Annotated in this window: 17 protein-coding genes; 12 read left to right on the top strand and 5 right to left on the bottom strand. The window is 33.6% G+C overall.

Annotated elements, in window-relative coordinates:
- The 8 genes from RMO70_RS14045 to RMO70_RS14010 all read left to right on the top strand — a co-directional run.
- A partial coding sequence (locus RMO70_RS14045) for a 4Fe-4S dicluster domain-containing protein (protein WP_310557069.1) occupies positions 1 to 1,438 on the top strand: 1,438 nt, incomplete at its 5' end.
- 19 nt (positions 1,439 to 1,457) lie between these two features.
- Positions 1,458 to 2,858 carry an NrfD/PsrC family molybdoenzyme membrane anchor subunit gene (gene nrfD, locus RMO70_RS14040; RefSeq protein WP_310557068.1) on the top strand — a complete coding sequence of 467 codons (1,401 nt, stop codon included), beginning with the start codon at positions 1,458 to 1,460 and terminating at the stop codon, positions 2,856 to 2,858.
- Between the two features lie 9 nt (positions 2,859 to 2,867).
- Complete coding sequence (locus RMO70_RS14035) at positions 2,868 to 3,392, top strand: DUF3341 domain-containing protein (RefSeq protein ID WP_310557067.1); 525 nt, start codon at positions 2,868 to 2,870, stop codon at positions 3,390 to 3,392.
- Between the two features lie 8 nt (positions 3,393 to 3,400).
- Positions 3,401 to 3,946 (top strand): cytochrome c, encoded by a 546-nt coding sequence (locus RMO70_RS14030; RefSeq protein ID WP_310557066.1) that lies wholly within the window; start codon positions 3,401 to 3,403, stop codon positions 3,944 to 3,946.
- Positions 3,947 to 3,968: 22 nt separating this feature from the next.
- Positions 3,969 to 5,474 carry a quinol:cytochrome C oxidoreductase gene (locus tag RMO70_RS14025; RefSeq protein WP_310557065.1) on the top strand — a complete coding sequence of 502 codons (1,506 nt, stop codon included), beginning with the start codon at positions 3,969 to 3,971 and terminating at the stop codon, positions 5,472 to 5,474.
- Positions 5,475 to 5,492: 18 nt separating this feature from the next.
- Complete coding sequence (locus tag RMO70_RS14020; RefSeq protein ID WP_310557064.1) at positions 5,493 to 6,668, top strand: cytochrome c oxidase subunit II; 1,176 nt, start codon at positions 5,493 to 5,495, stop codon at positions 6,666 to 6,668.
- A 36-nt stretch (positions 6,669 to 6,704) separates the two neighbouring features.
- A complete protein-coding gene (locus tag RMO70_RS14015; protein ID WP_310557063.1) occupies positions 6,705 to 8,513 on the top strand; it encodes a cbb3-type cytochrome c oxidase subunit I in 1,809 nt (602 codons plus the stop codon).
- 136 nt (positions 8,514 to 8,649) lie between these two features.
- A complete protein-coding gene (locus tag RMO70_RS14010) occupies positions 8,650 to 9,336 on the top strand; it encodes a porin family protein (protein ID WP_310557062.1) in 687 nt (228 codons plus the stop codon).
- Here RMO70_RS14010 and RMO70_RS14005 read toward each other — a convergent pair.
- From RMO70_RS14005 to RMO70_RS13985, 5 genes are all read right to left on the bottom strand, one after another.
- A complete protein-coding gene (locus tag RMO70_RS14005; RefSeq protein ID WP_310557061.1) occupies positions 9,324 to 9,929 on the bottom strand; it encodes a hypothetical protein in 606 nt (201 codons plus the stop codon). The genes RMO70_RS14010 and RMO70_RS14005 overlap by 13 nt on opposite strands.
- Before the next feature lie 81 nt (positions 9,930 to 10,010).
- A complete protein-coding gene (locus tag RMO70_RS14000; RefSeq protein WP_310557060.1) occupies positions 10,011 to 10,922 on the bottom strand; it encodes a GYDIA family GHMP kinase in 912 nt (303 codons plus the stop codon).
- A 118-nt stretch (positions 10,923 to 11,040) separates the two neighbouring features.
- Complete coding sequence (locus tag RMO70_RS13995; RefSeq protein ID WP_310557059.1) at positions 11,041 to 12,357, bottom strand: hydroxymethylglutaryl-CoA reductase, degradative; 1,317 nt, start codon at positions 12,355 to 12,357, stop codon at positions 11,041 to 11,043.
- A 30-nt stretch (positions 12,358 to 12,387) separates the two neighbouring features.
- Positions 12,388 to 12,669: a type II toxin-antitoxin system RelE/ParE family toxin gene (locus RMO70_RS13990; RefSeq protein WP_310557058.1), complete on the bottom strand. Its 282-nt coding sequence runs from the start codon at positions 12,667 to 12,669 to the stop codon at positions 12,388 to 12,390.
- Positions 12,659 to 12,892 (bottom strand): hypothetical protein, encoded by a 234-nt coding sequence (locus tag RMO70_RS13985; protein ID WP_310557057.1) that lies wholly within the window; start codon positions 12,890 to 12,892, stop codon positions 12,659 to 12,661. The genes RMO70_RS13990 and RMO70_RS13985 overlap by 11 nt, the downstream gene beginning before the upstream one ends.
- A gap of 155 nt (positions 12,893 to 13,047) precedes the next feature.
- Between RMO70_RS13985 and RMO70_RS13980 the strand changes: the two genes are divergently transcribed.
- The 4 genes from RMO70_RS13980 to RMO70_RS13965 form a co-directional block, all read left to right on the top strand.
- Positions 13,048 to 15,219, top strand: coding sequence for a S9 family peptidase (locus RMO70_RS13980; protein ID WP_310557056.1), 2,172 nt, complete (start codon positions 13,048 to 13,050; stop codon positions 15,217 to 15,219).
- Positions 15,220 to 15,230: 11 nt separating this feature from the next.
- A complete protein-coding gene (locus tag RMO70_RS13975) occupies positions 15,231 to 15,452 on the top strand; it encodes a DUF433 domain-containing protein (protein ID WP_310557055.1) in 222 nt (73 codons plus the stop codon).
- Entirely contained in the window at positions 15,452 to 15,796 is a 345-nt protein-coding gene (locus RMO70_RS13970; RefSeq protein ID WP_310557054.1) for a DUF5615 family PIN-like protein, read from the top strand. The genes RMO70_RS13975 and RMO70_RS13970 overlap by 1 nt, the downstream gene beginning before the upstream one ends.
- Positions 15,797 to 15,829: 33 nt before the next feature.
- The coding region (locus tag RMO70_RS13965; RefSeq protein WP_310557053.1) for an oligopeptide:H+ symporter at positions 15,830 to 16,588 on the top strand (759 nt) is incomplete at its 3' end.

Here is a 16,588-nt window from a genome sequence, read left to right as displayed (position 1 = left end):
TACCATGAATCCGGGAGAAATGGATAGAAATGGGTATGCCACAACTTTTGATCAAGAAAATGGTTTGAACATGGCCACTGTAAAAGTGAACGGTCAATCATTGACTTTGCCAGTTTACCCATCTCCAGGACAAGTTGCTGGAACATTAGGAATTGCTTTAGGCTATGGTCGTGGTGAAGGAAACGAAGAAATCGGAAACGCTGCATACCAAACTTTGCAATACGGTGGTTTTGATTTAGATGAAAAAGGAAACCGCAAACCAATCGGACAAAACGCTTATCGTTTAGTTGGAATGGAAAACGGAACTTTTGCTTACGAAGCTTCAGCTACTGTTACAAAAACAGCAGATATTCATGCAATCGCAGCTACGCAAATTCACCACACGGTGATGGGGCGTAATTCAATTGTTAAAGAAACAACATTAGATATTTATCAAAACGAAGAGCCTGGTGTTTACAATCACAAACATGTGTTACATACACATGAAGGTGAGAAACCAATCTCTGAGTTTGATTTATGGGATGCACATCCGGTAGAGCACATCGGTCACCGTTGGGGAATGTCAATTGACTTGTCTAACTGTATCGGTTGTGGTTCTTGTTTGATCGCATGTCAATCAGAAAATAACGTTCCTGTAGTAGGAAAAGACGAAATTAGAAGAGGTCGTGAAATGCACTGGTTACGTGTAGATCGTTACTTTGCATCTGACGTAGAAGCTGCTGCTGGAACAAGAAAAGATCATGGTTTGAGCAAAATGGATTTCTTCGCAGCTGCTGAAATAGCTTCGAATAATCCGAAAGTAGTTCACATGCCTTTGATGTGTCACCATTGTAATCACGCACCTTGTGAAACTGTTTGTCCGGTTGCTGCAACGACACACTCAAATGAAGGTTTAAACCAAATGACATATAACCGTTGTATCGGTACACGTTACTGTGCAAATAATTGTCCATATAAAGTTCGTCGTTTCAATTGGTTCAACTATCCTTCTTACAAGAAGTTTACAGAAGTAAATCCAGCTCAAGACGATTTAGGTCGTATGGTATTGAATCCAGATGTTACAGTTCGTACACGTGGTGTAATGGAAAAATGTTCATTCTGCGTTCAACGTATTCAATCAGGTAAATTGGTAGCGAAGAAAGAAGGTCGTCCGGTTCAAGACGGTGACGTTGTTACAGCTTGTCAGGATGCTTGTCCAACAAATGCAATCACGGTTGGTGACTGGAACGATGTGAATTCACAAATTCGTAAAGTATCTGGTGAAAAACGTGCTTACCAAGCTTTAGAAGAAGTGGGAGTTAAGCCAAATGTTTGGTACCAAGTTAAAGTTCGAAATGAGAAAAACGAGGAGTTGAATAAACTTGTTGCTGTTCATCATGCGGAAGAAGAAGCCCTTGAAAAGGCGGAAAAGAAAGAAGGTAAAAATAATCATCATTAATTGCTAAAAATAAAGTCTAATGCAAAAGGAAGCTGCAATTCGTGAACCCCTCATATTAGGTCACAAAACGTATCACCAAATTACCGAGGATGTTTGCAAGCCAATTGAAGACAAAGCACCACGTATGTGGTACATTTTGTTTGGTATCGCTTTAGTAATCGGTTTATACGGAGTAGGATGTATTTTCTACTTGTTAGGAACTGGTATCGGAGTTTGGGGTCTAAACAAAACCATTGGTTGGGCATGGGATATCACTAACTTTGTTTGGTGGGTAGGTATCGGTCATGCTGGAACTTTAATTTCAGCAGTATTGTTATTGTTCCGTCAAAAATGGAGAATGGCTATTAACCGTTCCGCCGAAGCAATGACCATTTTCTCGGTGATGCAAGCGGGTTTGTTCCCAATTATTCACATGGGTCGTCCTTGGTTAGGATACTGGGTATTGCCTGTTCCGAATCAGTTTGGGTCGCTTTGGGTAAACTTTAACTCCCCATTACTTTGGGATGTTTTTGCAATTTCTACCTACCTATCAGTATCACTAGTTTTCTGGTGGACTGGATTGTTGCCTGATTTTGCAATGATTAGAGATAGAGCGGTAACGCCTTTTAACAAAAGAGTTTATTCTATATTAAGTTTTGGTTGGTCAGGTCGTGCAAAAGATTGGCAACGTTTTGAAGAAGTTTCTTTGGTTCTTGCGGGTTTAGCAACACCATTGGTTCTTTCGGTTCACACAATTGTATCTTTTGACTTTGCTACCTCAATTGTCCCTGGTTGGCACACCACAATCTTACCGCCTTATTTTGTGGCTGGAGCGGTTTTTTCAGGATTTGCAATGGTAAACACCTTGCTTATCATTATGAGAAAAGTATCTAACCTTGAAGATTACATCACTATTCAACACATTGAATTAATGAATATTGTAATTATGATTACAGGTTCTATAGTTGGATGTGCTTATATCACAGAGTTATTTGTAGCTTGGTATTCTGGTGTGGAATACGAACAATATGCATTTTTGAACAGAGCAACTGGACCCTACTGGTGGGCATATTGGGCAATGATGACTTGTAATGTTTTTTCTCCACAATTTATGTGGTTCAAAAAATTAAGAACAAGTATTATGTTCTCCTTCATAATTTCAATTGTTGTAAATATTGGAATGTGGTTTGAGCGTTTTGTAATTATTGTAACTTCGTTACACCGTGATTACTTGCCGTCTTCATGGACAATGTTTCAACCTACATTTGTAGATATAGGTATTTTTATAGGTACTATCGGATTCTTTTTTGTGTTGTTTTTATTGTATTCTAGATCATTCCCAGTGATTGCTCAAGCGGAAGTAAAAACTATTTTAAAATCATCTGGTGATAATTATAAAAAGAAAAGAGAAGAAGAAGGTCACAATCACGATAATCATTAACAATAAGTCATGAGTAACAAAGTAATACATGCACTATATAATGATGACGATGTTTTGATGGATGCTGTAAAGCAGACCAGATTAGCACACCATCATATCGAAGAAATTTACACGCCATTTCCAGTTCACGGATTGGATAAAGCAATGGGATTGGCTCCAACAAGAATTGCAATTTGTGCTTTCTTATTTGGAATTACAGGTTTGTCTTTTGGAACTTGGATGATGAATTACATTATGATTCAAGATTGGCCTCAAGACATTGGTGGTAAGCCAAGCTTTAGTTATATTCAAAATATGCCGTCGTTTGTGCCGATTATGTTTGAAGAAACTGTGTTTTTCGCAGCCCACTTAATGGTTATTACTTTTTATATGAGAAGTAAATTATGGCCTTTTAAAAGTGCAGAAAATCCAGATGTTCGTACAACAGACGATCATTTTTTGATGGAAGTTGCAGTAAATAATAATGAAGACGAATTAACTTCTTTCCTAAAGAATACAGGAGCTGTTGAAGTTAAAGTAGTAGATAAGCATTAATCAGAATTATGAAAAAAGTATATACACTATCAGTACTAATGGGGCTAGCTTCATTGCTGTTTTCATGCAAAAATGATTTAAAACCTAATTACCAGTTTTTCCCAAATATGTATGAATCTGTTGGGTATGAAACCTACGCGGAATCTGATGCATTCAAAAACGGTCAAGAAGGACAGTTGCCAGCTAAAGGTTCAATCAAAAGAGGGTTTGTTCCTTACGAATATCCAAATTCAACCGCTGGATATGATGCGGCTAAAGCCAATTTGAAATCGCCATTAGATTCTATTGCTAGTAACACTGAAAAAGCAAAAGAATTGTTCAATATTTATTGTGCCATTTGTCACGGTGAAAAAGGAAATGGAAAAGGAAAACTAGTGGAAAGAGAAAAAATTCTTGGCGTACCAAGTTATGCTGATAGAGTTATTACCGAAGGTAGCGTTTTTCATATTATGACTTACGGAATTAATTCTATGGGTTCTTACGCAAATCAATTGTCTCAAGAAGAAAGATGGATGGTTTCAGACTATGTTATGAAATTGAAATCTGAACTTTAATTGTAAAAACTATATATAAATTATGTATACATTTTCAAGCAAATTAAAAACATTTTCTTTTATCCTAATGGTTTTAGGAATATTAGGTATTGGATATGGATTTTTTAGCGCACCAAAAAACACAGAAGAAGTAGAAAAAATTCTTACTTCTGGTCATGGAGAACATGGAGAGATTGCTGCTTCACACGAAGCAAAACCAGTTCATCCTACAGTAGCTCACGAAGCAAAATCAACACACGATGAAGCATCTCACAAGGAAGCAATTTCAAAAGATTCTGCAACGGCGACTGCTCACAATCTAGAGGATATTGCAAATCATGTAGAAGAAAATCATAATACAAAAACTGAAGTTGTTGCTTCAGAAAAGCACAATGCTAAAAATGCTCACGAAACGGCTTCTCATGATGCACACGCAGATCACAAAGAGCATGTAGAGCACGTTTTTCATCAATTGCAAAACAAACCTTGGGCAGCTTTATATGTCGCAGCTTTGTTTTTTATGTTGATTTCGTTAGGTGTTTTAACATTTTATGCAATTCAACATGCTGCACAAGCAGGTTGGTCACCAGTACTTTTTAGAGTAATGGAAGCTATAACTTCTTATTTAGTGCCTGGAGCTATAATTGTTTATGTTTTATTAGTATTATCGGGTTTGCATTTTAACCATTTATTTGTTTGGATGGACCCAGAAGTTGTAAAACACGATGCATTAATTCAAGGAAAAACTGGATATTTGAATGTTCCTTTTTTCTTAATTAGAGCCGCTATTTTTATGGGTGGTTGGATTGCATATAGACATTTTACAAGAAAAAATTCTTTAAAAATGGACGAAACAGGTGATGCAACCTATTACAAGAAAAACTTCAAATTGTCTGCTGGATATTTGGCCTTCTTTTTAGTTTCAGAATCAATGATGTCTTGGGATTGGATAATGTCTGTAGATCCACACTGGTATAGTACCTTATTTGGGTGGTATGTTTTTGCAAGTTTCTTTGTAAGTGGAATTACAGTTATTGCTTTAACCACATTATATTTGAAATCTAGAGGATATTTAGAGCACGTGAATAACAGTCATTTTCATGATTTAGCTAAATTTATGTTTGGTATATCTGTGTTCTGGACTTATTTATGGTTCTCTCAATTTATGTTGATGTGGTATGCAAATATTCCTGAAGAAGTTACCTATTTCAAATTCAGAATTGAACATTACAACTTGCCTTTCTTTGGAATGGTGGCAATGAACTTTGTATTCCCAATATTGATTCTTATCAATTCTGATTTCAAACGAGTGCCTTGGATTATCTCAATGGCTGGTATTGTTATTTTGTGCGGTCATTATTTAGATTTTCACAATATGATTTATCCTGCAACTGTCGGTGACCAATGGTTTATTGGAGTTTCAGAAATCAGTTCTATACTTTTCTTTTTAGGATTATTTATATATGTTGTATTTACTACACTAGCAAAACAACCATTGCTTCCTAAAGGAAATCCGCTTATCGAAGAAAGTAAGCATTTTCATTATTAATATTTAAACACAAAACAGATGACAAGTTTGTTGGTAATTATAGTTTTACTTTTATTGGCAGTTGCAATATGGCAAATGACGAAGATTTTTGATTTGACTCAAGCAGGAAAATCCAAAGATGATTCTCAAGTTGCTAATAATAAAGATAACAACATTCAAGGATATATGATGTTTGGTTTTCTAGCCTTTCTGTACATCTTTACAATTTATGGGATGTTTGAATGGGGTCATCTTATTTTAGGAACTCCAGCATCGGAACACGGACCTGATGTTGATAATCTAATGTGGATAACCTACATTGTGATTTTTTTTGTGCAAGCCATAACTCAAGCACTTTTACATTACTTTGCCTTTAAATATAGAGGCGAAGAAGGTAAAAAAGCAGTTTATTTTGCAGACAATGACAAATTAGAATTCATTTGGACAATCGTTCCTGTTTTTGTTTTGGCTGGATTAATCCTCTACGGTTTATATACTTGGACAGAGATTATGTTTGTGGACGAAGACGAAGATGTAATGTATGTGGAGTTATATGCAAAACAATTTGGATGGGAAGCAAGATATTCAGGGAAAGATAATGTTTTAGGTAAAGCTAACGTTCGATTAATAGAAGGTGTAAACACAATGGGTGTTGATATGTCTGATCCAAATGCTCAGGATGATATTGCCGTTTCAGAATTGCATATTCCTAAAGGTACAAAAGTAGTTTTCAAATTGCGTTCACAAGATGTATTGCACTCCGCTTACATGCCACATTTTAGAGCACAAATGAATTGTGTTCCAGGAATGGTAACTCAATTTGCGTTCCGACCAACAGTCACTACTGATGATATGCGTGAAGACGAGGCGATTGTGACTAAAGTTCATAATATCAATAAAATTAGAGCCAAGAAAAGTGCTGAGTTAGTTGCTAAAGGTCAATCGCCATTGGATCCGTATACTTTTGATTATTTATTGCTTTGTAATAAAATTTGTGGGGCTTCACACTATAATATGCAAATGAAAATTGTAGTGGACACGCCAAAAGAATACCAAGCTTGGTTAAAAGATAAAGCAACAATCGTTACTGCTGTTAACGAAGAGAAAAAAGCAAAAGCTGCTGAAAATACTTCAGCTATAATTCCAGTAGCAACTCCAGAGCAGAAAGTAGATTCAACGGTTGTTAAAACTGCTCCTGTGGTTGCAGTTAATTAATATTTAAACTAATTTTATAAAAAATATACATATATAATGGAAGCAGTAGCATCTCACGGACACGATCATGCACACGATCACGATGATCACGCACACCACCATAAAGATACTTTTATAACTAAATATATTTTTAGTATAGATCACAAAATGATTGCCAAACAATACCTTATTTCAGGTATTATTATGGGAATTATTGGAGTTGGAATGTCAATTCTTTTTAGAATGCAAATTGCATGGCCAGAAGAATCATTTTGGGCTTTCAAATTTTTTCTAGGAGAAAAATTAGCACCTGGAGGAGTAATGCGTAACGACATTTATTTGGCATTAGTTACTATACATGGAACTATAATGGTATTCTTTGTACTGACGGCTGGATTATCAGGAACCTTTAGTAATTTGTTAATTCCGCTCCAAATTGGTGCACGGGATATGGCATCAGGGTTTTTAAATATGATTTCGTATTGGTTGTTTTTTACTTCAAGTGTGGTTATGTTGTCATCACTTTTTGTAGAATCTGGACCTGCATCTGCAGGATGGACAATTTATCCACCATTGAGTGCTTTACCACAAGCTATTCCTGGATCAGGGACAGGTATGACATTATGGTTGGTTTCTATGGCAATTTTTATTGCATCCTCTTTAATGGGATCTTTAAATTATGTGGTTACAGTAATCAATTTGCGTACCAAAGGAATGACAATGACAAGATTGCCATTAACAGTTTGGGCATTTTTTGTAACGGCTATTATCGGTATTATATCTTTCCCTGTTTTATTGTCAGCTGCATTAATGCTAATAATGGACAGAAGTTTTGGAACATCATTCTTTTTGTCTGATATTTTTATTTCGGGTGAAGTTTTACATTATCAAGGAGGTTCTCCTGTATTGTTTGAGCATTTATTTTGGTTTCTTGGTCACCCAGAAGTTTATATTGTATTATTGCCAGCATTAGGTATTACATCTGAAATCATAGCAACCAATTCTCGTAAACCAATTTTTGGATACCGTGCAATGATTGCGTCTATTTTGGCTATCGCATTTTTATCAACAATTGTTTGGGGTCACCATATGTTTATTTCTGGAATGAATCCTTTCTTGGGATCTGTATTTACTTTTACAACATTGTTGATTGCAATTCCATCTGCTGTAAAAGCATTTAATTACATCACAACGTTATGGAAAGGTAATTTGCAACTAAACCCTGCAATGTTATTCTCCATTGGTTTGGTTTCTACTTTTATTTCTGGAGGTTTAACAGGGATTATTCTTGGAGATAGTACTTTAGATATCAACGTTCACGATACGTATTTTGTTGTAGCGCATTTTCACTTGGTAATGGGTATTTCTGCATTGTATGGTTTCTTCGCAGGAGTGTATCATTGGTTTCCAAGAATGTTTGGTCGAATGATGAATAAAAATCTTGGTTATTTACATTTTTGGGTAACTGCAATATGTGCTTACGGCGTTTTCTATCCGATGCACTTTATTGGTATGGCAGGTTTACCTCGTCGTTATTACACAAATACTAACTTTCCATTATTTGACGATTTAGCAAATGTGAATGTTTTGATAACTATGTTTGCCATAGTTGGTGCTACATTTCAATTAGCGTTTATGTGGAATTTCTTTTATAGTATTTTCTACGGAAAAAAATCGGTTCAAAATCCTTGGAAGTCAAATACTTTAGAGTGGACTGCACCTGTAGAGCACATTCACGGTAACTGGCCTGGTGCACTTCCTGAAGTACACAGATGGCCTTATGATTATAGCAAACCAGGTCACGATGAGGACTTTGTTCCTCAAACTGTTCCTATGAAAGAGGGTGAAGAGCAATTGCATCATTAATAAAAAATAGAATTTATAAAAAGAGGCTACTTTATCGGTAAGCCTCTTTTTTTGTATTCAAATTGTGTCTTGAAAAGTATTGTTAGAAGTTTTTTTATTTAATATTAAAATTCACTAAATTTATACAATAAAAAATATGAAAAGGTTCTTATTTCTATTAATAGCGTTGTCTTCTTTGGGTTTGTTTTCTCAAGAAATTCCAAACTTTTCAGAAGTTGATTCCTTATACCGTGAGGATCAATTTTATTTTGGAATATCATATAATTTCTTAAAAAATAAACCAATAGGGGTATCACAAAATTCTTTTTCTGCGGGATTAAATCTTGGTTTTTTACGAGATATGCCATTAAATAAGTCCAGAACAGTTGCTATTGCAGCTGGATTAGGTTTTTCATACAATAACTACAAGAACAATTTAGTAATTGAAAAAAATAACAACGATATTAAATATACTACATTAGTATCAGGAGTTCCTTATGATAAAAATAAATTGGCTTTATATTATTTAGAAGTGCCTATTGAATTTCGTTGGAGAACATCTACGCCAGAATCGCATAAATTTTACCGTATATATTCTGGTTTTAAATTCAGTTATTTGCTTTTAAATCAATCGCGATATGTTGCTTCGGGCTCTAATTTTAAAGTAAATAACAATCCTGATATTAATAAAATACAATATGGGGTTTATATAACATCAGGTTGGAACGCTTGGAATTTTTATGTTTATTACGGCTTACAGGATATTTTCAAAAAAGGCACATTAAATGGAGAGAAGTTAGAGCTAACCACGCTTAATTTTGGTTTAATGTTCTATGTATTGTAGTAAAATAAAATAATTTGTGGAAGCAAACCTATTGTGTACCCAACTACTAACTCTGTATTTGAATGTGCTTTCATATAAAGTCTTGAGGAAGCCACAGCTCCATTCAAAAAAATTATAATGCCAATTAGATATATTTCTATAATTTGAAAATCTTTTGAACATATAATACTAAATACAGTTAAGGAAGCCATTCCGAGCATATGTAGACTTATTTTCTTTTTGAAAAACACTAGGAATAAGGCTAAAAAACTACTTATTATACTTGCTATAAAGAAATAATACAATTCTGGAATTGTTTCTTTAGTGATGCATTTAACACTCAATACAGACAACAAAACAATATGAATGACTAATGGAATTTTGCGTTGTGAAACATTAGAAATCATCATTGAATCTATTCTTCCAGTTAATATAAGTAAATAAAAGAAGGTTAGTGGGATAAAAACAGTAAGCAACAATACTTGAATAACATACAAGTAAATGGTCTCGTAAACAAAATACTTATCGCTTATAGCGAAATATAAAACAGTAGCGTATACCGATATGAAAATAGGGTGGAGGAGGTACGAAAAAAAAGGAAGAATTTTTTTCATTTTTTTTCAAATATAAAAAATCAATATGATAGGTTCTCTATAATTTTCAATATTTTTTAATACAGTTTATAAATTTTAATTTTACAATATTATTTTGCTATATGGTAAAACAATTTCATATCCTTTTTTATCAAAATAAGTATAAGGGTTTTCTTTAGAAACAACCATCACAAAATCGCCACCCCAAGCACCAAGGCTTTTTACAACTCCATCAAAATCGGGAAATAATAATTCTTTAACTGTTTGCATTTCTAGAATATGGCTCATTTCTAATTCGTGTTTTTCTAGATTTTGAACAAATTCTGTACTTAATATATTGGTAATTACGGCATTTGTAATTTCATTAATAACAGGAATTATTTTAGATGTGTTTCCTTGTTTTTTATAGTAATTGGTAATAGCAGTTTTGCTACTTTGTTTTTTATTAAGATATACAAAATAGATTTGATCTTTGAATTTTGGATCAAAAGGTATTGGTCTCACAATAGGCTTTTCGTTGACCAGTTGATATAAAATTGCCGAGTCGTTTTGTGCACAAGCAATGTCGTAACCGCTTCCGCCAAAACTATTTTTAAGTAGTTGGAAAGCATCAATAGTTAACCATTGTGCAATATTATTTATCAAGGTTGACGATGTGCCTAAACCCCAAAATTTAGGAAAAGTCAATTCGGTGGAAATAATATATCCTTCTGAAGTAGTAATGAAATTTGAATTTAAAAGATAGGCGTGATGCAAAATTTCGATTAATGTGGTTTTTACAGTGTTGTTTTCAAATGATGTTTTGGCTATAATTTCCGAAAAAAGAAGGATGTCGTCAAACCAAACACTTCCATCAGCATCATAACTTTTCCAAACTATTTGTTGTTTAGAGCCATTTTCAATTACTAGATTTTGCCCAAATTTTGTAGGCAATGCCAAGGCAATTGCACCGTCCAAAACGACATATTCTCCTGTTATGAGTAGTTTTCCGTTACTGTAAAATGTTTGTTTCATAATTATTTTGAGGCACGAAGCAATTTATTTTTAGCCCCGATAGCAGTGGAAATCCTTTTTTGAGGTTTTTCTCCGAAAAAAAGATTGAAACGAATAGCGGGAACAGCTCCAAATAATATTATCTTTTAAATTCAGCAATAAAATCAACCACAGCCGAATGTGAAACTGTATTTGTTTTGAAATGATTTTTTATTAAAATTCTTTCGCTATCTGTTACTTCAAATTGATTGATGATGTTGTTGAGATGCATTTTCATGTGACCTTCTTGAATCCCTGTTGTTGTCAAGCTTCGCAAAGCAGCAAAATTTTGTGCCAAACCAGCAACGGCAACTACTTGCATTAACTCGTGTGCAGATGGTTTTTCTAGCATTTCTAACCCTATTTTTACCATTGGATGCAACGATGTTAAACCACCAACGGTGCCCAATGCAAGAGGGATTTCCAACCAAAAAGTGAAAATATCGTTTTCGATTTTGGCGTGCGACAAGCTGGAATATTTACCGTTTCTAGACGCATAGGCGTGTATTCCTGCTTCGACTGCACGAAAATCGTTCCCTGTGGCAAGAACTACAGCATCGATGCCGTTCATAATACCTTTATTGTGTGTTACAGCACGAAAAGGTTCGATTTCGGCAATTCGCACAGCACGAACAAATTTTTCAGCAAATTCTTGCGGATTTTCTATATTTTTTTCGACCAATTCAGCAACTGGACAGGAAACTTCGGCACGAACAAGACAGTTTGGAACATAGTTCGAGAGAATACTCATTACGACTTCGATGTTTTTTTCTTTTTCAGATAAAACATCCGATTGCAACGCTTCGTTTATTAAGGTTTTGGCAAATTGCTCCAAACACGAATTGATGAAGTTGGCTCCCATCGAATCTTTAGTCTCAAAAGTGGCGTGTAGTTGGTAATAGTTTTCTAATTCCGATGTTTTGTCACGCAATTCGATGTCTAGAATTCCGCCGCCACGTTTTTGCATATTTTTAGTAATGCTTTGCGTTTCAGAGAAAAACTTCGATTTTATTTGGTTGAAAAAAGCGGTTAATCGTTCTGTATCGCCATTAAAAATAAAGTGTACTTGTCCAATTTTTTCAGAATTTAGAACAGTGGCTTTGAATCCGCCACGTGAACCCCAATATTTTGCTGCTTTGGAAGCTGCTGCAACAACTGAACTTTCTTCAATAACCATTGGGAAGGTATAGTTTTTTCCGTTGATTAGAAAGTTTGGAGCAACACCAAATGGTAAATAGAAATTGGTTATTGTGTTTTCTATAAATTCGTCGTGGAGTTTTTGCAAATCTGTATCAGAATTCCAATATTTTTTGATGGTTTTTGTGGCTTCTTCCGCATTTGTAAAATGAGTGGAAGCAATCCAGTTTATTTTTTCGTCTTTGGTTAATTTGGAGAATCCTGAGATTGATTTTGGCATTGTAGCTTAATGTTTTTTTGGTAAACGAATCTATAATGATTCTATATATTTAATAAATTCGAAAACTTCTACTGTGTCTTTAGATTCATTAACGAAATAAACAATGGTATAACCTTTGAAAACGTAATCTCTTATTAACACATTGTCAAAATAAATTGACTTTTTATAATTAAAAGGAAATTTTAAATCTTTTTTTAATTTTTTTAGTATGTTGTTTTTAAATTTTCTTGAAGCTTGTGGTTTGTCCTTGGCAATATAAGCAACTTGTTCATTCAATAAATTAAAAAATTCTTTAGTGAAATTAACTTTCATATTTAGAAATTGTTTTTTCTAACAAAGCATCTAATTCCTCGAAACTATAAAGTTCCGTTTCTCCGTTTTTTAATTTTTGATAGGATTCATAAAGTCGTTTTTTAGTTTCTAAAAAATCCTTATCTTCTTCAACAATATGCAATTCGTTTTTAGAAAAAGAATTCAAGAATTCGATTAATTTTTCTTTTACACTAGATTGAAATTCAATTTTAATAGTTTCCATTACATTATCTTTATGGTACGAAATTAATAAAAAAACAAACACTAACCCGAATTTTGGTTTTCCTTTTTGAATATAAAAAACACAAATTAACATTCAAAACTACGATTATGTGCAATTTTTTCACTAAAATTGGCATCATTTTACAATAACTTATTATGAAAATTACACAAAGTATAGTTGCATTTGTTTTATTGGCTTCATTTTCAGCCATTGGACAACAAAAATTGACATTGGAAGAAATTTGGGGTGGTGCTTTTAGAACACAAGGAATGACCGAATTGGCAGCTTTAAAGAATACAAATCAGTATACGGTTTTAAATTTTGATAGAACCTCAAAATCATCTCAAATAGATTTATACGATTTTGCAACCTTAAATAAGGTTTCAACTTTAATTGACACTAAAGATTTTAAACAATTAGAAGGAATTGACAGTTATACTTTCAGTAAAGACGAAAAGAAGATTTTAATTGCTAATAATTCAGATCAAATATTCCGTCATTCGTTTGTTGCAGATTTTTTTATTTATGATATTGCTGCAAAATCATTAACTAAAATTGCAGATTATAAAATTCAAGAACCTACTTTTTCTCCAGATGGTTTGAAAGTTGCTTTCGCCAAAGAAAATAATTTATACGTTTACGAATTAGCTTCCAAAAAAACAACTCAAATTACTACCGACGGAAAGAAAAATGAAATCATCAACGGAATTACGGATTGGGTTTACGAAGAAGAATTTGCTTTTGTTCGTGCATTCGATTGGAATGCTTCATCAGATAAAATAGCTTTTATCCGTTTTGACGAAAGTCAAGTTCCTGAATTCTCGATGGATATTTATGGTAAAGAATTGTATCCAACGCAACAAGTTTTCAAATATCCAAAAGCTGGTGAAAAAAATGCGGAAGTTTCTTTGCACATTTATGATACAAAATCGGCAACTACCAAAAAAATCGATTTGAGTAAATACAATGACTTTTATATTGCAAGATTAGAATTCACAAACGAAGCCAACACGCTTTCTGCACAAGTTCTAAATAGACATCAAGACAATTTAGATTTACTTTTTATCGACGCCAATTCTGGTGCGACAAAAGTGGTTTTGAACGAAAAAGACAAAGCCTATGTTGATGTAACGGATAATTTAACGTTCTTGAAAGACAATAGTTTTATTTGGACTTCAGAAAAGGATGGTTTCAATCATATTTACCATTACGACAAAACAGGAAAACTAAAAAACCAAATTACAAAAGGCAATTGGGAAGTAACTAATTATTATGGTTTTGATGAAAAATTGAAAACAATTTATTACCAATCGGTAGAAAATGGTTCTATCAATCGTGATGTGTATAGCATTTCATTAGACGGAAAAAATAAAAAACGATTGACTACACAAGTTGGAACTAATGGTGCTACTTTTAGTCCAAACTTTCAATATTTTATCAATTCGTATTCAAGTTCATCTGTTCCAACAATTTATACTTTAAACAATTCTAAAGATGGGAAACTGGTTAAAGAAATTGTAAACAATAATGAGTTGTCGAATCAATTGAAAACTTATAATTTGCCATCTAAAGAATTCTTTGTTCTAAAAACAGAAAAAGGCAATGAATTGAACGCTTGGATTATGAAGCCAAAAGATTTTGATGCCTCAAAAAAGTATCCAGTTTTTATGATTCAATATTCCGGTCCTGGCTCTCAACAGGTGGTTAACGGTTGGGGAAGCTCAAATGAATATTGGTTTATGATGCTGGCACAACAAGGTTATATTGTAGCTTGTGTTGATGGTCGCGGAACAGGTTTTAAAGGAGCAGCTTTTAAAAAATGTACACAATTACAACTCGGAAAATATGAAGTAGAAGATCAAATCGATGCCGCCAAAGTAATTGGAAATTATCCTTATGTGGACAAATCTAGAATTGGTATTTGGGGCTGGTCGTATGGAGGTTTTATGTCGTCAAATTCTCTTTTTCAAGGTGCAGATGTTTTCAAAACAGCCATTGCCGTTGCGCCAGTAACTTCTTGGAGATATTATGACAGTATTTATACCGAACGCTATATGCAAACACCGCAAGAAAATGCTTCTGGTTACGATAATAACTCGCCAATAAATCACGTGAGTAAATTGAAAGGAAATTTTCTTTTGATTCACGGCACCGCTGATGATAATGTGCATGTTCAAAACACGATGAAAATGGTGGAAGCACTCGTTCAAGCAAACAAACAATTTGATTGGGCAATCTATCCAGACAAAAATCACGGTATTTATGGCGGAAAAACAAGATTGCAATTGTATACTAAAATGACTAATTTTATAAAGGAAAAATTATAATTAATTAAGTTATGGTAAATTATCAAAACATAATCACAAGAAATCCAAACAAAAGATTTGGAAAACCTTGCGTTAGAGAAACCAGAATTTCCGTTTATGATATCTTAAATTGGTTAGCAAACGGAATGACTTTTGAAAATATTGTAGAAGATTTTCCTGAATTAAGTGAAAACGATATTTTGGCCTGTTTGTCTTATGCTGCAGACAAGGAGCATAAAATCGAATGTGTATAATGAAACTATTATTTGACCAAAATATCTCCTATCGAATAGAAAATAAATTATCTTCTAATTATGTATCGTCAAAACACATTTCAAATTTAGAGTTAAATAATTCGACTGATATTGATATTTGGAATTATGCTAAATCAGAACAATTTGTAATTGTTACATTCGATTCCGATTTTTATGATTTGAGTTTGATTAATGGTTGCCCTCCAAAAATAATTTGGATTAGAAAAGGAAACTTAACAACAAACCAAATTTTTGAATTGTTAGAAGAAAAACATCTTTTAATTAGAAATTTTATAGAAAATCCAGACAAAACAGAAGTTGCTTGTCTCGAAATAAATGATTAATAAACTAAAAACCAAACTAAAATAATTTAAAAAATGAATGAAACAGAAGTAAAAACAGGACATCCAAAAGGACTTTGGGTATTATTCGGAACCGAAATGTGGGAACGTTTCAACTTCTACGGAATGCGAGCAATTCTAACACTTTTTATGGTGAATGCCCTAATGATGAAAGAAGCCGATGCTTCAATTATATATGGAGGATTTCTAGGATTGTGTTATTTAACGCCAATGTTAGGTGGTTTTATAGCAGATCGTTTCTTCGGAAATAGAAATTGCATTCTTTTAGGTGGATTAATGATGGCAATTGGTCAATTGTTACTGTTTTTTAGTGCTTCTGTTTTTGGTGCAAATTTAAGTTTGGCTAATACATTATTGTGGTCAGCTTTGGGAATTATCATTTTTGGTAATGGATTCTTCAAACCAAATATTTCTTCCATGGTGGGAAGTTTGTATCCAAAACAAGAAAAAAGTAAACTAGATACTGCATTTACCATTTTCTATATGGGAATCAATTTAGGTGCTTTTTTAGGGCAATTAATTTGTCCAATTGTTGGAGATGTTAAAGATTCTGGTGGAATTAGAGATATTCATGCATTTAAATATGGATTTTTAGCAGCCGCTATTGCTATGCTAATTGGAACAGCTGTTTTCTACTTTCTTAAAAATAAATATGTTGTAACTCCAGAAGGAAAAGCTATTGGTGGTTTGCCATCAGGAAATGATTCATCAGACTATGAAGAAGGAGAGTCTCAAAAAGCGGTATTCTCACAGACAGCTTTAATAAGTGCAGTT

The sequence above is a fragment of the Flavobacterium sp. genome (genome assembly GCF_031422135.1).
In the GTDB taxonomy this organism is placed as follows: Bacteria; Bacteroidota; Bacteroidia; order Flavobacteriales; family Flavobacteriaceae; genus Flavobacterium.
The sequence above is the reverse complement of the archived record's forward strand: the minus strand, read 5'-3'. Positions and strand labels throughout refer to the sequence as shown.

What these genes read in the sequence shown, in the direction of transcription:
- nrfD (WP_310557068.1), top strand. Translation starts at nt 1,458, where the DNA reads ATGCAAAAGGAAGCTGCAATTCGTGAACCCCTCATATTAGGTCACAAA.
- RMO70_RS14035 (WP_310557067.1), top strand. Translation starts at nt 2,868, where the DNA reads ATGAGTAACAAAGTAATACATGCACTATATAATGATGACGATGTTTTG.
- RMO70_RS14030 (WP_310557066.1), top strand. Translation starts at nt 3,401, where the DNA reads ATGAAAAAAGTATATACACTATCAGTACTAATGGGGCTAGCTTCATTG.
- RMO70_RS14025 (WP_310557065.1), top strand. Translation starts at nt 3,969, where the DNA reads ATGTATACATTTTCAAGCAAATTAAAAACATTTTCTTTTATCCTAATG.
- RMO70_RS14020 (WP_310557064.1), top strand. Translation starts at nt 5,493, where the DNA reads ATGACAAGTTTGTTGGTAATTATAGTTTTACTTTTATTGGCAGTTGCA.
- RMO70_RS14015 (WP_310557063.1), top strand. Translation starts at nt 6,705, where the DNA reads ATGGAAGCAGTAGCATCTCACGGACACGATCATGCACACGATCACGAT.
- RMO70_RS14010 (WP_310557062.1), top strand. Translation starts at nt 8,650, where the DNA reads ATGAAAAGGTTCTTATTTCTATTAATAGCGTTGTCTTCTTTGGGTTTG.
- RMO70_RS14005 (WP_310557061.1), bottom strand. Translation starts at nt 9,929, where the DNA reads ATGAAAAAAATTCTTCCTTTTTTTTCGTACCTCCTCCACCCTATTTTC.
- RMO70_RS14000 (WP_310557060.1), bottom strand. Translation starts at nt 10,922, where the DNA reads ATGAAACAAACATTTTACAGTAACGGAAAACTACTCATAACAGGAGAA.
- RMO70_RS13995 (WP_310557059.1), bottom strand. Translation starts at nt 12,357, where the DNA reads ATGCCAAAATCAATCTCAGGATTCTCCAAATTAACCAAAGACGAAAAA.
- RMO70_RS13990 (WP_310557058.1), bottom strand. Translation starts at nt 12,669, where the DNA reads ATGAAAGTTAATTTCACTAAAGAATTTTTTAATTTATTGAATGAACAA.
- RMO70_RS13985 (WP_310557057.1), bottom strand. Translation starts at nt 12,892, where the DNA reads ATGGAAACTATTAAAATTGAATTTCAATCTAGTGTAAAAGAAAAATTA.
- RMO70_RS13980 (WP_310557056.1), top strand. Translation starts at nt 13,048, where the DNA reads ATGAAAATTACACAAAGTATAGTTGCATTTGTTTTATTGGCTTCATTT.
- RMO70_RS13975 (WP_310557055.1), top strand. Translation starts at nt 15,231, where the DNA reads ATGGTAAATTATCAAAACATAATCACAAGAAATCCAAACAAAAGATTT.
- RMO70_RS13970 (WP_310557054.1), top strand. Translation starts at nt 15,452, where the DNA reads ATGAAACTATTATTTGACCAAAATATCTCCTATCGAATAGAAAATAAA.